This is a genomic window from Lysobacter sp. P5_C4, assembly GCF_054049695.1.
Genome location: NZ_JBFULX010000002.1, coordinates 64305 through 84922, shown reverse-complemented (window position 1 = coordinate 84922; position 20618 = coordinate 64305). Strand labels below are relative to the sequence as shown.

Below are 20618 nucleotides of genomic sequence, written 5' to 3'. Positions count from 1 at the left end.
CGCTTCTAATTTGCACGATGGGATGTTTGCAATCCTTCCATCCGTTGCGCTTCCAGGACACCGCATGCCCCGTCACTCGTTGCTCGCCCTCGCCTTGGCGCTTGCGCTGCCTGCGCTCGCCGTTTCCTCCACGTCCGATGCGCAGACCTCGCCGCAGGCACCGGTCTACGCCACCAGCACGACCCCGTACCCGGGCACGATCACGCTCGAAGTCGACGCCACCAATCTTTCGCAGCGCGTTTTCAACGTGAAGCAGCGCATCCCGGTGCAGGCCGGCGAAACGACGCTGCTGTTCCCGAAGTGGCTGCCGGGCAATCACGCCGACTACGGCCGCGTCGACAAGGTCGCGGGCCTGGAGATCACCGCCAACGGTCAAAAGCTCACGTGGATGCGCGACCCGCTGGACGTGTACGCGTTCAAGGTCAACGTGCCACAGGGCGCGACCCAACTGGATGTCGCGTTCCAGTTCATCTCGCCGACGAACACCGAGCAGGGCCGCGTCGTCATGACGCCGAACATGCTCAACCTGCAGTGGAATACCGTCGCGCTGTATCCGGCCGGTTATGCGGCGAGCGCGATCACCTTCGCGCCGAGCGTCAAGCTCCCCGCCGGCTGGCAGGCCGCGACCGCGCTGGAATTGCAGGGCCGCGCGGGCGATGTCGTCACCTACAAGCCGGTCGACTTCGACACGCTCGTCGACTCGCCGATGTACGCGGGGCGTTACTTCAAGACGTTCGATCTGTCGCAGGGCGTCGGGAGGCCGGTGCGCCTGAATGTCGTCGCCGACGATGCGAAGTACCTCGAAGCCAAGCCCGATCACCTGGAAGCGCACCGCCGCCTCGTGCAACAGATGCGCAAGCTGTACGGCGCCGAGCACTACGACCATTACGACTTCCTGTTCGCGCTCAGCGGCCAGATGTCGGGCATCGGCCTGGAACACCATCGTTCCAGCGAGAACGGCGTGGGCGTGAAGTATTTCAATTCGTGGGATCCGAAAACCGGAAGCACCGACCTGCTGGCGCACGAATACAACCATTCGTGGGACGGCAAGTATCGCCGCGGCGCCGACCTCACCACGCCGACGTTCAACACGCCGATGCAGGGCAGCCTGCTGTGGGTGTACGAAGGGCAGACGCAGTATTGGGGCAACGTGATCACGGCGCGCGCGGGCCTGCGCACGTTCGATACCGCGAAGGATGCGTTGGCGCTGGTTGCGGCCAACTACGCCGAGAACCGCCCCGGCCTGGCGTGGCGCGCGCTGCAGGACACGACCAACGACCCGATCATCGCCAAGCGCACGTCCAAGGCTTACAGCAGCTGGCAGCTGAGCGAGGACTACTACTCCGGCGGCCAGATGATCTGGCTCGAAGTGGATTCCCGCCTGCGCGAGAAGTCGAACAACAAGCTCTCGCTGGACGACTTCGCGAAGAAGTTCTTCGGCATGCAGGACGGCGACTTCGGCGTCAACACCTACACGTTCGACGACGTCGCGGCCACGCTCAACAGCCTGGTGGCGGATGACTGGGGCAAGTTCCTGCACGATCGCCTCGACGGCAAGGTGCCGCTCACCGGCGGCATCGAGGCGTCCGGCTGGCGCCTGGTGTTCAAGGACAAGCCCAATGCCTACGCGAAGGCGGCGGCGGCCGAATACGGTCGGGGCAGCGCCGATTTCGTGTATTCGCTCGGCCTGTCGATCGGCGGCGACGGCGCGATTTCCAGCGTGCGTTGGGACAGCCCTGCGTTCAACGCGGGCGTCGGCCCCGGCATGACGGCGGTGGCGGTCAACGGCAAGCAATACAGCAGCGACGTGCTGGAAGACGCGGTCACGGCGGCGAAGAAGGACAACAAGCCGATCGAATTGCTGGTGAAGGAATTCGACCTGTACCGCACGATCCAGCTGCCGTATTACGGCGGCCTGCGCTACCCGCACCTGGAGCGCATCGAGGGCAAGCCGGACCGGTTGTCCGCGATCTACGCGCCGAAGAAGTAAGCGGCGCGCCCAACAAAAAAGCCGCCCTTCGCAGGGCGGCTTTTTTCGTGCCTGGAATCAGGCGGCCGCCGGGTGGTTCCACTTCGCCAGCAACCCGGCCTCGCGCGCCTTCGCATCGTGCAGGTGCGCATCCTTGACGTGGCCGTAGCCGCGGATGTGTTCGGGCACCGATGCGATCTCCGTCGCCAGCGCCACGTTGCCGTCGTTCAAGCCATCGACCAGCATCCCAACGGTCGAGAAATACTCGGCGATCAGGCGACGTTCCATCTTGCGCTCGGCCGTGTAACCGAACACGTCGAACATCGTCCCGCGCAGGAAGCGCAATTTCGCCGTGAGCTGGAACGCGGTGTACATCCACGCGCCATATTCGCGCTTGAGCAAGCGGCCTTCGGCATCCTTCTTCGCGAGCAGCGGCGGCGCAAGGTGGAAGCGCAGCTTGTAATCGCCTTCGAACTGTTGCGCCACGCGCGCCCTGAAATCGCCGCTCGTGTACAGGCGCGCGACTTCGTATTCGTCCTTGTAGGCCATCAGCTTGAACGCATAGCGCGCGACCGCCTCGCCGAGGTCGGAGCTGCCCGGCGCGCGCTGTTGTTCGGCGGCGCGGACCTTCGCGACGAGATCGGCATACTGCTTCGCGTAAGCGGCGCTCTGGTATTGCGTGAGGAAGGCCACGCGGCGCGCGACGACTTCATCGAGCGAACGCGACAGGCGCGCATCGTCGAGCGGCAGGAATGCGGCATCGCTGCCGTGCGCGGGCAGGTGGCGCGATTCGTCTTCGATCGCGACCGGCTTGGGCGCGACATTCGCGCCCCACTCGTGTCCTTCCCATTCGCCGGGGGAGAGGATCGGCAGTTCGTGCAAGGTCTCCTGCGAAGGAATCGAACGGCCGATGCCCGCAGCCTCCATCACCGCAGCCGGATCGATCGCCGCCAGGCGGCCCCACGCGAACGCGGTCTTGTTCATTTCGATCGCCGCGCCGTTGAGCTCGACCGCGCGCATCAGCGCATCGAACGACACCGGCACCAGCGCGCGTTGCCACGCATAGCCGAGGATGAAGAGGTTCGTCGCGATCGCATCGCCCATCAGCGCGGTGGCGAGCTGCGTTGCATCGACGACGTGCATGCCTTCGTCGCCGCCGAGCGCGAGCTTGATCGCCGCAACGATGTCCTGCGCGGGGAACTGCATGTCCGGACGCGTGGTGAACGTGCCCGGCATCGCTTCGTAACTGTTGAGCACGACCTGCGTGCGGCCGCTGCGGATCTTCGACAGCGGCCAATAATCGTTGACGACCACCATGTCGCAGCCGAGCACGAGGTCGGCCTCGCCCGCGGCGATGCGCACGGCGTGGATGTCCGCCGGCGAACGCGCAATGCGGATGTGGGTGGTCACCGCGCCACCCTTCTGCGCAAGTCCCGTCTGGTCGAGCACGCTCGCGCCCTTGCCTTCGAGATGGCCGGCCATGCCGAGCAACGCGCCGATGGTCACCACGCCCGTGCCGCCGACGCCGGTGATCAGGATGTTCCAGGGCTGGTCGAGCGCGGGCAGCGTGGGCATGGGCAACGACGACAGACGATCAGCGTTGCCGGAACCTTTCTTCTTCTTCAACGTCCCCCCATGCACCGTGACGAAGCTCGGGCAGAAGCCGTTGACGCAGGAGAAATCCTTGTTGCAATTGCTCTGGTCGATGTCGCGCTTGCGGCCGAATTCGGTTTCCTTCGGCAGCACCGACACGCAGAACGATTTCTTGCCGCAATCGCCGCAGCCTTCGCACACCAGCGAGTTGATCATCACGCGCTTGGCCGGGTCGACCATCTTGCCGCGCTTGCGGCGGCGGCGCTTTTCCGTCGCGCAGGTCTGGTCGTAGATCAGCACCGTGGTGCCGGGCACTTCGCGCAGGCGCTTCTGCACGTTGTCCAACTCGGTGCGATCGAAGAACTCGACACCGACCGGGAAGATCGCCGGATCGCTCCACTTGGCGATGTCGTCGGAGAGCACGACGATCGCCTGCACGCCTTCGCTGCGCACCTGGTGCGCGATCTGCGGCACGCTCAGCGAGCCGTCGACGGGCTGGCCGCCGGTCATCGCGACCGCATCGTTGTAGAGAATCTTGTAGGTGATGTTGACCTTCGCCGCGATCGATTGGCGGATTGCGAGCGAGCCCGAGTGGAAATACGTCCCGTCGCCGAGGTTCTGGAACACGTGCGGCGTTTCTGTGAACGCCGCCTGGCCTGCCCACGTCACGCCTTCGCCGCCCATGTGCGTGAAGGTGTCGGTGCGACGGTCCATCCAAGTCACCATGTAATGGCAGCCGATGCCGCCGAGCGCGCGCGAGCCTTCGGGCACCACGGTGGACGTGTTGTGCGGGCAACCCGAGCAGTAGTGCGGCACGCGCGGGAACGCAGCGCGCGGCAATGCGAGTTCGGATTCCTTGTCCTCCATCCAGCGCATGACGTCGCGGATGTGTTCGCTGTCGTGGAATTTCCGGATGCGGCTGGCGATCACGCGCGCGATGCGCGCCGGCGTGAGTTCGCCCGTCGAGGGCAGGATCCATTCGCCGGCTTCGTCGTACTTGCCGACGACCGACGGGCGCTCGCCCGTCCAGTTGTACATCGACTCCTTCATCTGGCTTTCGATGAAGGCGTGCTTTTCCTCGACGACGAGGATGTCCTGCAAACCGCGCGCGAACGTGCGCAGGCCCACGGGTTCCAGCGGCCAGGTCATCGCGACCTTGTAGACGCGGATGCCGAGGTCGGCGCAGGCGCGCGCGTCGAGGTCGAGGTATTCCAGCGCCTGCAGCACGTCGAGATAGGACTTGCCGGTGGTGATGATGCCCAGGCGCGCGTTCGGCGAATCGATCACGATGCGATCGATCCGGTTCGCGCGCGCGAAGGCCTGCGCGGCCTTCACCGCGTACTGGTGCAGGCGCATCTCCTGGTCCATCGGCGGATCGGGCCAACGGATGTTCAGGCCGCCGCGCGGGATGTCGAAATCCTCGGGCATCAGGATCTGCAACGCGAGGGGATCGACGTCGACCGACGCCGAGGACTCCACCGTTTCGGCGATCGTCTTGAAGCCGACCCAGCGGCCCGTGTAACGCGACATCGCCCAGCCGATCAGGCCGAGGTCGAGGATGTCCTGCACGCCCGCCGGATTGAGCACCGGCATCATCGCGCTGACGAACTCCTGTTCCGAGCCATGCGGCAACGTCGAGGAACGGCACGCGTGATCGTCCGCCGCGAGCGCGAGCACGCCACCCTTCGGCGCGGTGCCCGCGGCGTTGGCGTGCTTGAACACGTCGCCCGTGCGGTCGACGCCCGGGCCCTTGCCGTACCACATGCCGAACACGCCCTCGACCTTCGCGCCGGGGAACAGATTCGTTTGCTGCGTGCCCCACACCATCGTCGCGCCGAGGTCCTCGTTGAGGCCCGGGATGAACTTCACCTGCTTGGCTTCCAGGTGTTTGCGCGCGCGCCACAGTTCCAGGTCGAAGCCGCCGAGCGGCGAACCGCGATAGCCGCTCACGAAACCGGCGGTGTTCAAACCGGCTGCGGCGTCGCGCAGTTTCTGCATCAACGGCAGGCGCACCAGCGCCTGCACGCCGGACAGATAGATGCGCCCCGATTCGCGCGTGTATTTGTCCTCGAGCGTGTAATCGCCATCGAGGACGCTGTTGGTCAGCGCGGTGTTGGCCGACGCGGGGGACGAGAGCTCGGCGGTGCTGGTCATCGCGGAAAAGCCGGGGAAAAAGACGCGGGATTGTAGCAGCGGCGGTTCCTGCGGCCGCCCACGCCCCTCCGCCGCGTTCGATACGGGGGCGCACGCAGGATGCGTGCACCTTCCGGGGGACGTCCCGATGAGCTTGGCCGCGCTGCGGGTCATGGTGGTGGAAGACCACGGGTTCCAGCGGCGGCTGGCGCTGCGGTTGCTGGCTGAACTGGGCATCGGCCACGTCGAGGAAGCGGCCGACGGCAGCGCCGCGCTTGCCCTGCTCGAAGATGGAAACCCGCCGCCCGACGTCGTGCTCGTCGACCTGGACATGCCCGGCATGGACGGCATCGAATTCATCGGCCACGTCGCGCAGCGGCGGCTGGCGCGCGGCGTCGCGCTGGTGAGCGCGCTGGATCCGGCGCTGCTGAACACCGTGCAGATGATGGCGCGCGCCTACGGGCTGCACGTGCTCGGGAGCATCGAGAAGCCGCTGAGCGTCGAGAAACTCGAAGCGGTGCTCACGCGTTACGAAGAGCGCCTGCAATCCAACCCGGCCGACGAATCGGTCTTCATCGACCTGGCCGACCTGCGCCGCGGACTCAACCAGGGCGAGATCGTGCCGTGGTTCCAGCCGCAGGCGGAATTCGCGAACGGCAAGATCGTCGGTGTCGAAGCGCTCGCGCGATGGGAGCGCGGCGACGGGCAAGTGATCCGCCCACATCATTTCGTCGGCCTGCTCGAATCCGACGGACTGGCCGCCGACCTCACCGACGCGATCCTCGACCAGGCCTGCCGCTGGAAACGGCGCTGGCAGGACGACGGCCTGCGCCTGAATCTATCCGTCAACGTCTCGCCGGCGACGCTGCACGATCAATCGGCCGCCGACCGCTACCAGCAGATCGTCGAAGACCACGGCCTGTCGCCGAGCGAGGTGATCCTGGAAATCACCGAAAGCCTGTTGATGGCCGATGCCGCACGCGGCCTGGGCGTGCTCGCGCGCCTGCGGCTGAAAGGCTTCGGGCTGTCGATCGACGACTTCGGCACCGGCTATTCCTCGCTCTCGCAACTCTCGCAGGTGCCGTTCACCGAATTGAAGATCGACCAGGGCTTCGTGTTCGGCGCGCATTCGCAACCGCGCAAGCGCGCGGTCGTCGAAGCGAGCCTGGACCTGGCGCGCAAACTGCAACTGGAAACGGTGGCCGAAGGCGTCGAGACGGTCGAAGACTGGCAGATGCTCGCCGAACTCGGGTGCGGCATCGCGCAGGGCTATCTGGTTGGCGCGCCGGTGGTGGCCGACGAGCTGATCGATTGCGTGTCGCGCTGGCGCGCCCCCGACTGAGGGCGCGCCCATGCGTTTGCGCTCGTTCTCGCTGGGGATGCGCCACCAGTTGTGGGGCCTGTTCGGCCTGCTGCTGCTCGCGGGCGCAACGGTGCTCATCATCGACGAGATGCTGCAGTCGGACACGCGCGCGTCGCTGGAGCAGATGCGCGACAACTCGCTGCAACGCTTGCGCGCACTCAAGGCCGTGTCGGATGGCTACGGGCTCGACGTGGTCGACACGACCTTCCGCGTGCGCAACAACCTGATGACCTGGGAGAAGGGCGTCGCGACGCTCGATGCGGCACAGGACAAGATCGATCGCAGCTGGGTCGCGTTGCAGGGCATGCCGCGCAGCGGGGAGCAGCAGGTCCTGTTCGATCAGGTCCGCCACGCCCGCACGCGCGCGCGCGCGGCGATGGATACCTTGCGGGCCATTCTCGTGCGGCGGGACATGCAGGCGCTGGCCCGATTCGCCGACACCGAGTTGTATCCGGCCATCGATCCGGTGACCACGCGCATGGAAGCCTTGTCGAACCTGGCGATGTTGAATTCCGAGCGCATGGTGCGCGCCGAAATCGAGCGCGGGCGGCGCGCGAGCCGGTTGCGCATCGGGCTGTCGCTGGTCGCGCTGCTGCTGGCCGGGTTGCTGGCGCGCCACATCCTGCGCAACGTGTACAAAGGCGTGGAGTCGCTGACCGCGCTGGCGCGCGACATGCGCAAACATCAGCCCGACGAGACGGCGCCCGCGTTCCGGCCGCGCGGCGAACTCGGCGACGTGATGGATGCCTTCGTCGACATGCGCCGCGATGTCATGCGCTACGAATCCGATCTCACCGGCCAGCTCGCCGTGAACGAAGGCGTGCGCGCGGAGCTGGAACGCCGCGGCGAATTCCAGCGTTCGCTGCTCAACGCCGCGCAGGTCGCGATCCTCGCGATGGACGGGCATGGCCGCTGGATCATGTTCAATCCCTTCGCCGAACGCCTGCTCGGCTGGGAGGCGGGCGAAATCATCGGCCGCGTGCCGCGCTACGGCACCGCGCCGCAGCCCGACGACTCGCCGATGTTGGTGCCGCCTTCGGAAGTCGAACGCATCGTCGCCGCGCTCGGCCGCCAGCGCGGCACCGACGTGCCCGCGGATTGGCGCGCGATGTACCTGCTCGCCGAACTCGATCGCCCGCCGCACGAGGCCGTGCTGGTGCATCGCGACGGTCGTCTGGTGCCGGTCGTGCTCGCACTGGCCTCCTTCAAGGATGAGGTGGGCCGCCCCGGCGGGTTGATCGCGGTGGCGACCGACCTCACCGAACGCAAGCGCCTGGAAGAAGCGCTGCGCGAAAGCGAAGCGCGCGCGCAGGAGGCGAATCTTGCCAAGAGTGCGTTCCTTGCCGCGATGAGCCATGAAATCCGCACGCCGATGGTGGGCGTCACGGGCATGGTCGAGATCCTTGCGCACACGACGCTGGATGCCGACCAGCGCCGTGCGCTCAACGTCATCCAGTCCTCGGCCGAATCGCTGTTGCAGATCATCGGCGACATCCTGGATTTCTCGAAGATCGAAGCGGGGCGGCTGGAACTGTCACCCTCGCCCGTCGACCTGCGGCGCGTGGTCCGGATGACGGTCGCGAATTTCACCGGATCGGCGTCCAGCAAGGGGCTCGCCCTGTCGTGCGCGATCGACGATCGCGTCGCGCCCGCTTATCGCGCCGACGCGTTGCGCGTGCGGCAGATCCTTGGCAACTTCCTGTCCAACGCGATCAAGTTCACCGACCACGGGCGCGTGGACGCCGCACTGGAGTGGCGCGAGTCCGCACCGGGCGCGGGCGTGCTGGGCGGCGATCGACTGCGCATCCGCGTCACCGACACGGGCATCGGTGTTTCGTCGGAACAGCAGGCGCGTCTGTTCCAGCCCTTTTCGCAGGTCGATGCGGACACGACGCGCCGCTTCGGCGGCACCGGACTGGGGCTGGCCATCTCCCGCCGCCTCGCCGAGTTGATGGGCGGCAAGGTCGTGATGGACAGCGCGCCGGGGCAGGGCACCACGATGCAATTCGATCTGGTGCTGCCGCATGCACCCGAGGCGGAGGTGCCGAGCGAAGCGGCGCAGCCGGTGGCGACGACGCTCGCGCCCCGCAAGCTGCCGACGCTTGCGCAGGCGCAGGCCGAACACAGCCTGGTGCTGCTGGTCGACGATCATCCGACCAATCGCGCGGTCATCGCCCGCCAGCTCGCACTCGCCGGGTATGCGAGCGAATCGGCCGACGACGGCGAGCACGGTCTGGCGCGATGGCGAACGGGGCGTTATGCGCTCGTGCTGACCGACGTGCACATGCCGAAGCTCGACGGCTATCAACTGGCGCGTGCGATCCGCGACGAGGAAGCGCGCGAACATCGCGCGCGCACGCCGGTCATCGCGCTCACCGCATCGGCACTGAAGGGCGAGGCCGAGCGTTGCCTGGCGGCCGGCATGGACGATTACCTCGCCAAGCCGGTCGGCATCCCGTCGCTGGTCACGATGCTCGCGCGCTGGTTGCCGCACACGCGTGCGGCGCCCGCCCCGGCCGTCGACCTCGCCGCGATGCTCCCGCAGGCCGAGCGGCCGCCGCCGATCGACGCCCAGGTACTCGCCGGCCTGGTCCACGGCGATGCCGTGGAAACGCGCGCGCTGCTCGACGACTTCCTCGCCAGCACCCACGCCGACCTGGCCACGCTGCAGGCCGCGCGCGTGGCCGGCGATCTTCCTGGCGTGACCCGCGAGGCGCACAAGATCAAGGGCGCCGCGCGCAGCATCGGCGCCGGCGAACTCGGGCACGCCGCGGAGGCGCTGGAAACCGCGGGCCGGGCGCAGGCCGCCGCCGACGTCCCCGCGTTGGCGGCCGACGTGGCCACCGCCGTCCACCGCCTGGCCCTGTGGACCGAAGCACGCTGGCCCCGCGCCGTGTAGGCTCAGCCATTCCAGTTGCAGCCGGGGGTCGGGATGAAGACGGTGCTCGTGGCCAGTTCGAAGGGCGGCGTGGGCAAGACCACGCTGTCGACCAACCTCGCCGCGCATTTCGCGGTCGACGGGAAACGCACGGTGCTGGTCGACGCCGATCGCCAGGGTTCGTCGCGCCACTGGGCGGAAAAACGCGCGCAGATGGAACACGCGGTGTTGCCGCTCGACGGCACGCGACGCGATTGGGACAAGCACCTGCCGGGCGATGCGCAGCGCGTCGTGGTGGATGCCGCGGCCGGCGCGCACGGCGCCGAACTCGCGCACTTCCTCGATGTCGCCGACGCCGTCGTGGTGCCGGTACTGCCTTCGATGATCGACATCGAAGCCACCGTGCCCTTCCTCGACACGCTGGCCAAGCACCCGCGCATCCGCAAGGGCAAGCTGCCGGTCGGCCTGGTCGGCAACCGCCTGCGCCCGTGGACCAACGCGAGCCAGCAGTTCATGGACGCATTGCGCCAGTGGCCGTACCCACTGGTGGCGGAACTGCGCGACACGCAGGCCTACGTACTGATGGCCGGGCTCGGCCGCAGCCTCTTCGATTACCACTCCCAGCAAGTGCGCGAACACCAGGCGGATTGGGACCCCTTGTTGAAGTGGATCAAGCGTTCGTGATGCATCGGACGAAAACTTCACCCCAACTCGCCCCGGCCGTCGGCTAAGCTCGACGCCCTATGCGAGAACTCATCCTGCTGCGCCACGCCCACGCCGAACCCGCCAGCACGGGCCAGGCCGACCTCGATCGTCCGTTGTCGCCCGAAGGCCTCGCCGAAGCCGAGGCCGCCGGCCGCTGGCTGGGTGAGAACGGCCTCGTGCCGGATCGCGTGTTGTGTTCGCCGTCGCGGCGCACGCGCGAAACCCTCGAAGCGGTCCTCGCCGCGGTCGGCTATGTCGACCAACGCCTCGAACCGTCGATCTACGAAGCCACGCCCGGCGCGTTGATGGAACTCGCCGACGGCCACAAGGACGTCGACCGCCTCCTGCTCGTCGGCCACAACCCGGGCTTCGAACAACTCGCCGCGCTGATGCACAGCGGCCAGTCCGGCGACTATCGCGGCATGCCGCCGGCGGGCATCGCCGTGCTCACCCTGCCGAAGGACGCCGCCCTCGAACCGGGTGCGGCGCGCCTGTCCGCGTTCTGGTGGCCGTGACGGGCTGAAGATGCGCGCCTGGATCGCCACGCTGTTGCTGGCGGGAGTCGGCATCGGCATGGCGGCCGCGGCTGCGCCCGTGGGCGTGATTTCGGTGGTCGAGCCCGCGGCATCGAAGTTCGAATTCACGCTGCAGACCCGCTGGGGGCAGACCCTGTTCGGCACCTTTCCCGACAGCGAAGGCGACGTCGTGCAATTGCCCGATGGCCGGCGCCAGGTGCGGCTGAAGCTGTCCACGCGCACGCTCGAAATCCTCGACCACCCGCGTTACGGGCGTTTCGCGCGCGGCCCGCGCTTCTTCGACGCCGAACGCTTCCCCGACGTGACGTTCCTGTCCGATCCCTATCCTCTGGGGTTGCTGCAGACCGGTGGCGAACTGCGCGGGCGCTTGCGCATGCATGGCGTCGAGCGGCGCGAGCGTTTCGTCCTCGCACCGCAGGGGTGCCACGACCCGGGGCGCGGCTGCGCCATCGTCGCGCAGGGCGCGGTGCGCCGCAGCGACTACGACCTCGACGGCTGGAACATGGCGATGCGCGATGAAGTGCGCTTCTCGTTGCGTGTCCGGCTGCGCGACCTCGGGGCACAATGACGTCCGCACGCCTGGCGCGCCTGCTGGCCCTCGTCGGCGCGCTCGCGCTGGCGAGCGGTTGCACGACGATGCCCACCGGCAAGGCCGATCGCGCGCAGGGCATCGCGTTCGATGCGCGGGACCGCGTCGTCGTCTGCCCGCGCCCCGCCGATGCCTGCGCATCGCCCTCGGCGTTGCGCGAACTCGGCGATCGCGCGCTCGCCGAATCGACCCCCGAAGCGCCGCGCCACTACGCGCTGCTGCTCGACAGCGGACCGCAGGCGCTCTTGGCCCGCGTGAACCTCATCCGCGCCGCGCGCCGTTCGATCGCCCTGCAGACCTACATCTTCGACGAGGACGACGCCGGCCACCTGGTGCTCGACGAGTTGGTGGCCGCCGCGCGCCGCGGCGTGCGCGTGCGCGTGCTCGTCGACCAGCTGTCCGCGTTGAAGAAGGCCTCGACGCTCGCCGCGTTGTCCTCGGTGCACGCGAACTTCGACCTGCGCGTCTACAACCCGATGTTCAACGATTCGCGCATGAGCTATCCGAAATACCTGATGGCCTCGCTGTGCTGCTGGGACCGGCTCAACCAGCGCATGCACAGCAAGCTGCTGCTGATCGACGATGCGGTGGGCATCACCGGCGGGCGCAATTACCAGGACGACTACTACGACTGGAACGCCGATTACGACTTCCGCGATCGCGACGTACTCGTCGCAGGCCCGGTGGCGGGGCAGATGCATGCGAACTTCGAAGCCTTCTGGACCTCGCCGGTGAGCGTGCCGGCGGAGCGACTCGACGATGTCGGCCACCTGCTCCTGCGCGAGGGCGCGCCGCCGCTGGAACACGCGGCCTTCAACGCACCCGAACGGGTGACGCAGCTGTCCAACGACGCCGCCGACGCGACGCGCATCGGGACGCTGGCCGGTGCCGCGATGTCGGTCGGCGTCGTGCACTTCATCGCCGACGTGCCGGAGAAGCACCRGGGCGACGACGACACGGCCGAGAACGCCGGCCAGCGCCTGCGCGGCATCGTCGAATCGGCGCAGTCCGAAGTGCTGCTGCAGACCCCGTACCTGGTGTTGTCGAAGGAAGCGCAGGAGATGTTCCGCGGCATGCATGCGCGTGCGTCCGCGCCGCGGGTGACGATCTCGACGAACAGCCTGGCGTCCACCGACGCATTCATCGTCTACGCGCTGTCCTACAAGTACAAACGGCGCTATCTGCGCGAGTTCGGCTTCCACATCCACGAGTACAAGCCGTTTCCCGGCACCTCGCCCATCGACCTGGAGGCGATCGCCGCAGGCGCGGAGGAAGCCGCCAAGCGCGCGGAGCTGCTCGCCGGCGCGGAGGAAGAGAAGCGGCGGAAGAAACAACCGCCGCAACAGCAGGGCGAAGGCGTGGCCACGCGCTATTTCGGCAGCGGCGGCGGCGGCGCCAATGGGCCGGTGCCGCTGCAGCGGGCCGGCGTTCGCATCGGCCTGCATGCGAAGTCGATCGTCGTCGACGAGCGGATCGCCGTGGTCGGCACGCACAACTTCGACCCGCGCGGCGATACGTACAACACCGAGAGCATGGTGGTGATCGAGGATCCGGCGTTCGCACGCGCGCTGGCCGACAGCATCCGCGGCGACATGCGGCCGGAGAACGCCTGGGTCATCGCACCGCGCGACAAATCGCCGGTGCTCCCCGGCATCGATTACTCCATGGCCAAGGTCACCGAGGAGCTACCGATCTTCGACCTGTGGCCGTGGCGCTACGCGACGAGCTACGACTTCGCGCCCGGCCCCGAATGCCCGGCGCCCCTGCCGCGCGACGATCCGAATTTCCGACGTTGCTATACGCCCGTCGGCGATTTCCCCGAGGTCAGCCTGGGCCTGAAAGGCCTGACGACCCGCATCTTCACGGCCTTCGGCGCGGGCCTGGCACCGATCCTGTAGGCAGCGGGCGATTGTTCCGGTACGGGGCAGGACTCTGCTAGTCTGCCCGTCTTCACCCCCCATCGTTACGGACTGGATTGCCGCCATGTCGATTTCGCTGAACTTCGAACTCAACGACCGCGACCTCGAACACTTCCAGAAGGCGATGGTGCAGGCGAAGGAAGCTGCCAAGGACCGCACGGCCGACGACATCATCGCCTGCTCCGGCACGCTGCTCGCGGACGCTGCGAAGGTCCACATCCCCGATTTCATCAAGGAACGCCTGCTGCGCCTGGACGACATGATCGCCATGGTGCGCGACGAAGGCTGGCACCTGCCGGAAGAAGACCGCGACCGCGTGCTGTCGGCCCTGGTGTACTTCTGCGATCCGAAGGACATCATCCCCGACAACGTCGAAGTGCTGGGTTTCCTCGACGATGCGGTGATGATCGAACTGTGCGTGCGCGAGCTCAAGCACGAGCTCGAGGCCTACGACGATTTCTGCGACTACCGCGAGCACGAAGCCAAGCGACGCGGCCTGGAACCGGCCCAGCTCGGCCGTACCGATTGGCTGGAATCGCGCCGCGACGAACTCGTCGACCGCATGCACGTGCGGCGCGACCGCGATTTCGGCACCGGTTACGGCAGCAGCAGCGGCTACGCGTCCACGCGCCAGTCGTACACGCGCGGCTGGCGTCCGGGCGTCTTCAAGTTCGGCTGATCGTCGCGCCCGCATGGCCGATGTCGCGCCGTCGCGGGATTCGGTTTTCCGGCCGGGCGACCACCTGTCCGCCCTGAATGCGATGTCCCGCGGCACCGCGATGGAGCCGCTCGGCATCGTGTTCACCGAAATCGGTCCCGATTTCCTACGGGCCACCATGCCGGTGGACGCACGCACGAAGCAGCCCTACGGCCTGCTGCATGGTGGTGCGTCGGTGTTGCTCGCCGAAACCATCGGCAGCTCGGCCGGCATGCTCAGCGTGCGCGAAGGCGAGGGCTGCGTCGGCATCGAAATCAACGCCAACCACTTGCGCGGCGTGCGCGAGGGCCTGGTCACGGGCACCGCGCGCCCCGTGCATGTCGGCCGGCAGACGCAGGTGTGGGAAATCCGCATCGAGGACGATCGTGGCAAGTTGGTGTGCATCTCGCGCCTCACGCTCGCGGTGATCCCGTTGCCCGGGGCGAAACCCACGCAGTGAACGCTTCGCACACTCTGCGCTTCGCGCTGCGCACCCCCCTGTTGCTGTGGCACGTGCTGGTGGATCTGCCACTGACCATGCTGCTGATCGCAACGCCCTTGCGGAAGCTCCGCGTGCGCGGCGAACCGCTGGACCATCGCCTGATCCGCATGTGGCAAAGCGGCCTGATGCGTGTGTTCGGTTTCCGCCTGGAGCGTCGCGGCGTGCCCCTGGCGGGCGCCACGCTGTTCGTGGCCAACCACGTCAGCTGGATCGACATCACCGCGTTGCACAGCCAGCGCATGATGGGCTTTGTGGCCAAGCGCGAGATCAGCCGCTGGCCGGTGGTGGGTTTCCTGGCAACACGCGGGGAGACGATCTACCACGAGCGCGGCAACAGCGAATCGATGGGTGGCGTGTTGCACGAGATGCTCGCGCGCCTGCGCGCGGGGCGCTCGGTGGGCGTGTTTCCCGAAGGGCGCACGCGCGATGGCCATGCCATTGGCCCGTTCCACGCGCGCATCTTCCTGGCCGCGGTGGAAGCCGGCGTACGCGTGCAACCGGTCGCGCTGCGTTACGGGCGCGGGGCGAGTGCGCAAGCGGTGGTCGCGTTCGGTCCCGGCGAAAGCTTCGCCGCCAACTTCCTGCGCCTGCTCGGCGAGCCGGCGCGCGTGGCGGAAATCTGGTTCCTGGATCCGATCGACGCCAACGATGTCGGCGGCCGCCGCCGCATCGCCGAACTGGCGCGCGAGCGCATCGTGAACGCGATGGAGGCGCCCTGAACCGGGTGTCCCACGTAATAGAGCGCGACCTCCACACGCATCGCGCTAGCCTGCGCCCCATGCCGCACGCCAGCGACTACGCGCCGCCCGCCATGCTGCGCAGCCCGCACCTCCAGTCGGTGTTGGGGTCGAGCGCCGTGCGCCGCCGTCGCGGGCGCCTCGCGCTGGCCGCGATGGGCGCGGTCACCAACGCGCACATCATCGATGCAGGCGACGGCGTTCGGCTCCAGGGCCTGCATTCGGCGATCCCCGGGCATGCAGCGCGTGGCCTGGCGCTGCTGCTGCACGGGTGGGAAGGCAGCGCCGATTCGAGCTACATGCAACTCACCGCGGCGCGCCTGCTCGCGCGTGGTTTCGAAATCTTCCGCCTGAACTTCCGCGACCACGGCGACACGCACCACCTCAACGAAGGCCTGTTCCATTCCAACCGCATCGACGAAGTCGTCGCCGCGGCCGCCGAGGTGTCGCGACGCTACGCGACGCGCCCGATGGTCATCGCGGGGTATTCGCTTGGCGGCAACTTCGCCTTGCGCGTCGCGTTGCGCGCGGCGGAGTCCGGCATCCCCCTCGCGCACGTGGCGGCCGTGTGCCCCGTGCTGGATCCGGCGAGCACGATGGAGGCGATGGAGCACGGCCTGCCGCTGTACATGTGGTACTTCGAACGCAAGTGGCGCGGGTCGCTGGCGCGCAAGCGCAAGTTGTTCCCGCAGCAACACGACTTCGACGACAAGGTGCTCGGCCTGCGCATGCGCCCGCTGACGCAGTGGATGGTCGAGCGCCACACGCAGTTCGGTTCGCTCGACAACTACTTCGAAGGCTATTCCATCGCCGGCGAGCGGCTCGCGAACCTGCGCGTGCCCGCAAGCATCCTGATGGCGGCCGACGACCCGGTCATTCCGGTTGCCGCCTTCCATGCTTTGCACCTGCCGCACACCGCGACCCTCGAGATCGCGCAACACGGCGGCCATTGCGGCTTCCTGGAGAACTGGCGTGGCGATGGTTTCGCCGAGCGCTGGGTGGCCGAACGGCTCGACAACGCGATCGAACCCGCCGTAGCACCATCGCCTGCCTTGGCATAATCGCACCGCCTGACAAGAAGGAGTCCGTCGACATGCGCCTGAGCAGCGAGAGTTTCGCGCACCGCGGCCGCATTCCCGCGCAATTCGCGATGGGCACGCCCGAGGGATTCGGTGGCAATCGCAACCCGCACCTGGCCTGGTCGGAGGCGCCGGCCGACACGCAATCCTTCGTGCTGATGTGCATCGACACCGATGCGCCGACCGATCCGAACACCGTCGGCCGGGACGACATGGAAATCCCCGTCGATCAACCGCGCACCGATTTCGTGCATTGGGTGATGGTCGACATCCCCGCGAGCGTCAGCGCCATCGAGGCGGGCAGTTGCAGCGACGGCATCACCGCGCACGGCAAGCAGGCGCCCGCGGGCCCCGCGGGTGCGCGCCAGGGGTTGAACGATTACACCGGCTGGTTCGCGGGCAATGCCGACATGCAGGGGGATTACGCCGGCTACGACGGCCCGTATCCGCCTTTCAACGACCTGCGCACGCATCGCTATTTCTTTCGCCTCTTCGCCTTGCGCGTGCCGAAGCTCGATTTGCCGGCGAAGTTCACCGCAGCCGATGTCTTCCATGCGCTGCAACCGCACGAGATCACCGAAGCGGCGATCTACGGCACGTATTCGTTGAACCCGAAGGTCGACGCCGGGTGAGTGCGCGCGTCGCGGTGGTCACCGGCGCGAGCCGCGGCATCGGTGCGGCCATTGCGCTGGCGCTGGCCGAAGCCGGATACGGCATCGTCGCTGCCGCGCGTTCGCACGAAGCGCTGGCGGCCCTTGTCGACGCGCTGCCCGTGCCCGGGCTCCCGCATGCTTGCGATCTTTCGCAACCGGACGCGGCAACGGCACTGGTCGACGCGGCCCTCGCGCGCTTCGGCCGCATCGACCTGATCGTCAACAACGCAGGCGCGACGCCACGCGGCGACTTCCTCGCATTCGACGACGCGGCGTGGGCCGACGGCTTCGCGCTGAAGTTCTTCGGCGCGGTGCGCCTGTGTCGCGCGGCGTGGCCGCATCTGGTCGCATCGCGCGGCTGCATCGTGAACATCGCCGGCATCGGCGGGCGCACGGGCAACGCGGAATTCACGATCGGCGGCAGCGTCAACGCGGCCCTGCTCAACCTGACCAAGGCGCTGGCCGACCGCGGCGTGCGCGATGGCGTGCGTGTCAACGCGATCAACCCGAGCAGCATCGCCACCGAGCGCACGCAGGTGCGCATCGATCGCCTCGCGGCAGAACGCGGCATCGCACCCGAGGCGGCGTCGAAGGAACTCGCGCGTGAGCTGCGCGTCGCGCGCTTCGGTACACCGCAGGAAATCGCGGCGGTCGTCGCGTTCCTCGCCTCGGATGCCGCCAGTTACATGCAGGGCGCGATCGTCGACGTCGACGGCGGGCAGACGCGCACGCTCTGAGCGATCAGCGTGCGGGCACCAGCAACAGCAACGCGACACCGACGATGAAGCGATAGACCGCGAACACCGTGAACGTGTGCGTCTGGATGTAGCGCAGCAACCACTTCACTGCGGCGAAGGCAGTCAGCGCGGAGGCGACGAACGCCACCGCGAGCGAACCCCAGTCTTCGCCGGCCAGGCCGCCGGACTTCGCGACGTCGAGCAATTCGTAGCCCGTGGCCGCGAACATCGTCGGGATGCCGACCAGGAAGGCGAACTCGGTCGCCGCCTTGCGATTCGTCGTGCCGAAGAGCAGCGCGACGAAAATGGTTGCAGCCGAACGCGACGTGCCCGGGAACACGCCGGCGACGACCTGCGCGACACCGACGAGGATCGCCACCGTCCAGGTAATCGTGGCGATTTCGCCGAGCTTCTGCGCGCGCCTGGCTGCCAACTGTTCGGCGACGACCATCCACACCGCGCCGATGACCAGCGCCCACGCGACCGGCGCGACCTCTTCCGGCAATTCGAATCCGAGCTTCTTGACCACGATGCCGAGCACGGCCGTCACCAGGAATGCCACGGCGAGCTTGATCGCGTAATCGCGCGGTGGCTGCCCGTGCACGAGTTGCGCCTTGCCCGGATGCAGGAAGCTGTCGGCGAGTTGCCACAGCCGCTCGCGATAGATCAGCACCACGGCGAGGATCGCGCCGGCCTGGATCGCGATGTTGAACAGGTCGCTGCGGTGGCCCAGCCAGCGCTCGGCGATGAGCAGGTGGCCGGTCGAGGAAATCGGGAGGAACTCGGTGATGCCTTCGATGATGCCGAGCAGCAGCGCGGCGAGGAAGTCGGTCATGGGGAAGGCGTCGTCGGGTCGGCGGGGGCGGGAGGGCGCATCGTAGGGCATCGTGCGTGCGGCGCGGCGTCACGGCCGCTTTCGCGTGGTCTTGGTGCAAGAGGTGGACGAAGCTGCACCATTCGAGGGCACGCATTCCGTGCGATCAGCAGGAACCTGCGCAAATTCAACAGGTTGCAGATCCACAGACCTTGGCACGCCCCTTGCTCTCCCTAGGAGGTCCCGGCAGCGCGCCGGCCATGCACCCCGTCCCCAGGAAACCGCCATGTCCCTCGAACACGTCGAAAAGCTCATCAAGGACCACAAGGTCGAATTCGTCGACCTGCGCTTCTGCGACATGCGCGGTGTGCAACACCACGTGACGTTCCCGAAGTCGATCGTCGACGCCTCGCTGTTCGAGGACGGCAAGATGTTCGACGGCTCGTCGATCTCCGGCTGGAAGGGCATCAACGAATCGGACATGGTGCTGCTGCCCGATTCGACCACCGCATTCCTCGACCCCTTCACCGCCGACCCGACGCTCGTGCTGACGTGCGACATCCTCGACCCGGCGACGATGCAGGCCTACGGCCGCGATCCGCGCGGCGTCGCCAAGCGCGCCGAAGCCTTCCTCAAGTCCAGCGGCATCGCCGACCAGGCCTTCTTCGGCCCCGAGCCGGAATTCTTCATCTTCGACAGCGTCCGTTACGCGAACGACATGGGCCACACCTTCTTCCACATCGACTCGGAAGAAGCCGCCTGGAACTCGGGACGCGAATACGAAGGCGGCAACACCGGTTACCGCCCGATGGTGAAGGGCGGCTACTTCCCCGTCGCGCCGCTCGACTCGCTGCATGACCTGCGCGCCGAGATGTGCAAGACGCTCGAACAGGTCGGCATGGAAGTGGAAGTGCACCACCACGAAGTGGCGAACGCGGGCCAGTGCGAGATCGGCACCAAGTTCAACTCGCTGGTGAAGAAGGCCGACGAACTGCTGACGATGAAGTACGTCATCAAGAACGTCGCGCACCGCAACGGCAAGACCGTCACCTTCATGCCCAAGCCGATCGTCGGCGACAACGGCAGCGGCATGCACGTGCACCAGTCACTCGCCAAGGGCGGCGTGAACCTGTTCTCGGGCGACGGTTACGGCGGCCTGTCGCAGATGGCGCTGTGGTACATCGGCGGCATCTTCAAGCACGCGCGCGCGATCAATGCGTTCGCCAACTCGACGACCAACTCCTACAAGCGCCTGGTGCCGGGTTACGAAGCGCCGGTGATGCTCGCCTACTCGGCGCGCAATCGTTCGGCCTCGTGCCGCATCCCGTACGTGGCGAACCCGAAGGCGCGCCGCATCGAGATCCGCTTCCCCGATCCGATGAACTCCGGTTACCTGATCTTCGCCGCGCTGATGATGGCGGGCCTGGACGGCATCAAGAACCAGATCGATCCGGGCGCGCCGAGCGACAAGGACCTGTACGACCTGCCGCCGGAAGAAGAGAAGAACATCCCCACCGTCTGCCATTCGCTGGACCAGGCGCTCGATGCGCTCGACAAGGACCGCGACTTCCTCAAGGCCGGCGGCGTGTTCACCGACGACTTCATCGACGGCTACATCACGCTGAAGATGCAGGAAGTCACCCGCTTCCGCGGTGCGACGCATCCGCTCGAGTATCAGATGTACTACACGCTGTAACCGTCGTATCCCCGGCCG

General features: G+C 67.4%; 16 protein-coding genes. 14 read left to right on the top strand and 2 right to left on the bottom strand.

Annotated elements, in window-relative coordinates; genetic code table 11:
- Positions 1-64 precede the first annotated feature (64 nt).
- Complete coding sequence (locus ACXJJ8_RS04870; protein WP_499027271.1) at positions 65-1990, top strand: M61 family metallopeptidase; 1926 nt, start codon at positions 65-67, stop codon at positions 1988-1990.
- A gap of 57 nt (positions 1991-2047) precedes the next feature.
- Here the strand turns inward: ACXJJ8_RS04870 and ACXJJ8_RS04865 are convergent, their stop codons facing one another.
- On the bottom strand, positions 2048-5716 hold the full coding sequence (locus ACXJJ8_RS04865; protein WP_499027270.1) for an indolepyruvate ferredoxin oxidoreductase family protein: 3669 nt from the start codon (positions 5714-5716) through the stop codon (positions 2048-2050).
- 127 nt (positions 5717-5843) lie between these two features.
- Between ACXJJ8_RS04865 and ACXJJ8_RS04860 the strand changes: the two genes are divergently transcribed.
- The 12 genes from ACXJJ8_RS04860 (at position 5844) to ACXJJ8_RS04805 (ending at position 18090) form a co-directional block, all read left to right on the top strand.
- A complete protein-coding gene (locus ACXJJ8_RS04860; protein ID WP_499027269.1) occupies positions 5844-7037 on the top strand; it encodes an EAL domain-containing response regulator in 1194 nt (397 codons plus the stop codon).
- 10 nt (positions 7038-7047) lie between these two features.
- Positions 7048-9957: a hybrid sensor histidine kinase/response regulator gene (locus ACXJJ8_RS04855; protein ID WP_499027268.1), complete on the top strand. Its 2910-nt coding sequence runs from the start codon at positions 7048-7050 to the stop codon at positions 9955-9957.
- 33 nt (positions 9958-9990) lie between these two features.
- Positions 9991-10620 (top strand): nucleotide-binding protein, encoded by a 630-nt coding sequence (locus tag ACXJJ8_RS04850; protein WP_499027267.1) that lies wholly within the window; start codon positions 9991-9993, stop codon positions 10618-10620.
- Positions 10621-10679: 59 nt separating this feature from the next.
- A complete protein-coding gene (locus ACXJJ8_RS04845; RefSeq protein ID WP_499027266.1) occupies positions 10680-11156 on the top strand; it encodes a SixA phosphatase family protein in 477 nt (158 codons plus the stop codon).
- A gap of 10 nt (positions 11157-11166) precedes the next feature.
- A complete protein-coding gene (locus ACXJJ8_RS04840; RefSeq protein ID WP_499027265.1) occupies positions 11167-11745 on the top strand; it encodes a YceI family protein in 579 nt (192 codons plus the stop codon).
- A complete protein-coding gene (locus tag ACXJJ8_RS04835; protein WP_499027264.1) occupies positions 11742-13664 on the top strand; it encodes a phospholipase D family protein in 1923 nt (640 codons plus the stop codon). Before ACXJJ8_RS04840 ends, ACXJJ8_RS04835 begins: the two co-directional genes overlap by 4 nt.
- Positions 13665-13749: 85 nt before the next feature.
- A complete protein-coding gene (locus tag ACXJJ8_RS04830; RefSeq protein ID WP_499027263.1) occupies positions 13750-14364 on the top strand; it encodes a YkvA family protein in 615 nt (204 codons plus the stop codon).
- Positions 14365-14377: 13 nt separating this feature from the next.
- Positions 14378-14842, top strand: a complete 465-nt coding sequence (locus ACXJJ8_RS04825) for a hotdog fold thioesterase (RefSeq protein ID WP_499027262.1) — start codon at positions 14378-14380, stop codon at positions 14840-14842.
- On the top strand, positions 14839-15603 hold the full coding sequence (locus ACXJJ8_RS04820; RefSeq protein WP_499027261.1) for a lysophospholipid acyltransferase family protein: 765 nt from the start codon (positions 14839-14841) through the stop codon (positions 15601-15603). Before ACXJJ8_RS04825 ends, ACXJJ8_RS04820 begins: the two co-directional genes overlap by 4 nt.
- A 59-nt stretch (positions 15604-15662) precedes the next feature.
- Positions 15663-16682, top strand: a complete 1020-nt coding sequence (locus tag ACXJJ8_RS04815; protein WP_499027260.1) for a YheT family hydrolase — start codon at positions 15663-15665, stop codon at positions 16680-16682.
- Between the two features lie 32 nt (positions 16683-16714).
- The gene (locus tag ACXJJ8_RS04810; RefSeq protein ID WP_499027259.1) at positions 16715-17332 is read left to right on the top strand and encodes a YbhB/YbcL family Raf kinase inhibitor-like protein; all 618 of its coding nucleotides are present in this window, start codon (positions 16715-16717) and stop codon (positions 17330-17332) included.
- Positions 17329-18090, top strand: coding sequence for an SDR family oxidoreductase (locus ACXJJ8_RS04805; protein WP_499027258.1), 762 nt, complete (start codon positions 17329-17331; stop codon positions 18088-18090). Before ACXJJ8_RS04810 ends, ACXJJ8_RS04805 begins: the two co-directional genes overlap by 4 nt.
- Positions 18091-18094: 4 nt before the next feature.
- Here ACXJJ8_RS04805 and ACXJJ8_RS04800 read toward each other — a convergent pair whose 3' ends face one another.
- On the bottom strand, positions 18095-18925 hold the full coding sequence (locus tag ACXJJ8_RS04800; protein WP_499027257.1) for an undecaprenyl-diphosphate phosphatase: 831 nt from the start codon (positions 18923-18925) through the stop codon (positions 18095-18097).
- 265 nt (positions 18926-19190) lie between these two features.
- On the opposite strand from ACXJJ8_RS04800, the gene glnA reads away from it, so the two are divergent.
- Entirely contained in the window at positions 19191-20600 is a 1410-nt protein-coding gene (glnA, locus tag ACXJJ8_RS04795) for a type I glutamate--ammonia ligase (protein WP_499027256.1), read from the top strand.
- The last annotated feature ends 18 nt before the right edge of the window (positions 20601-20618 follow it).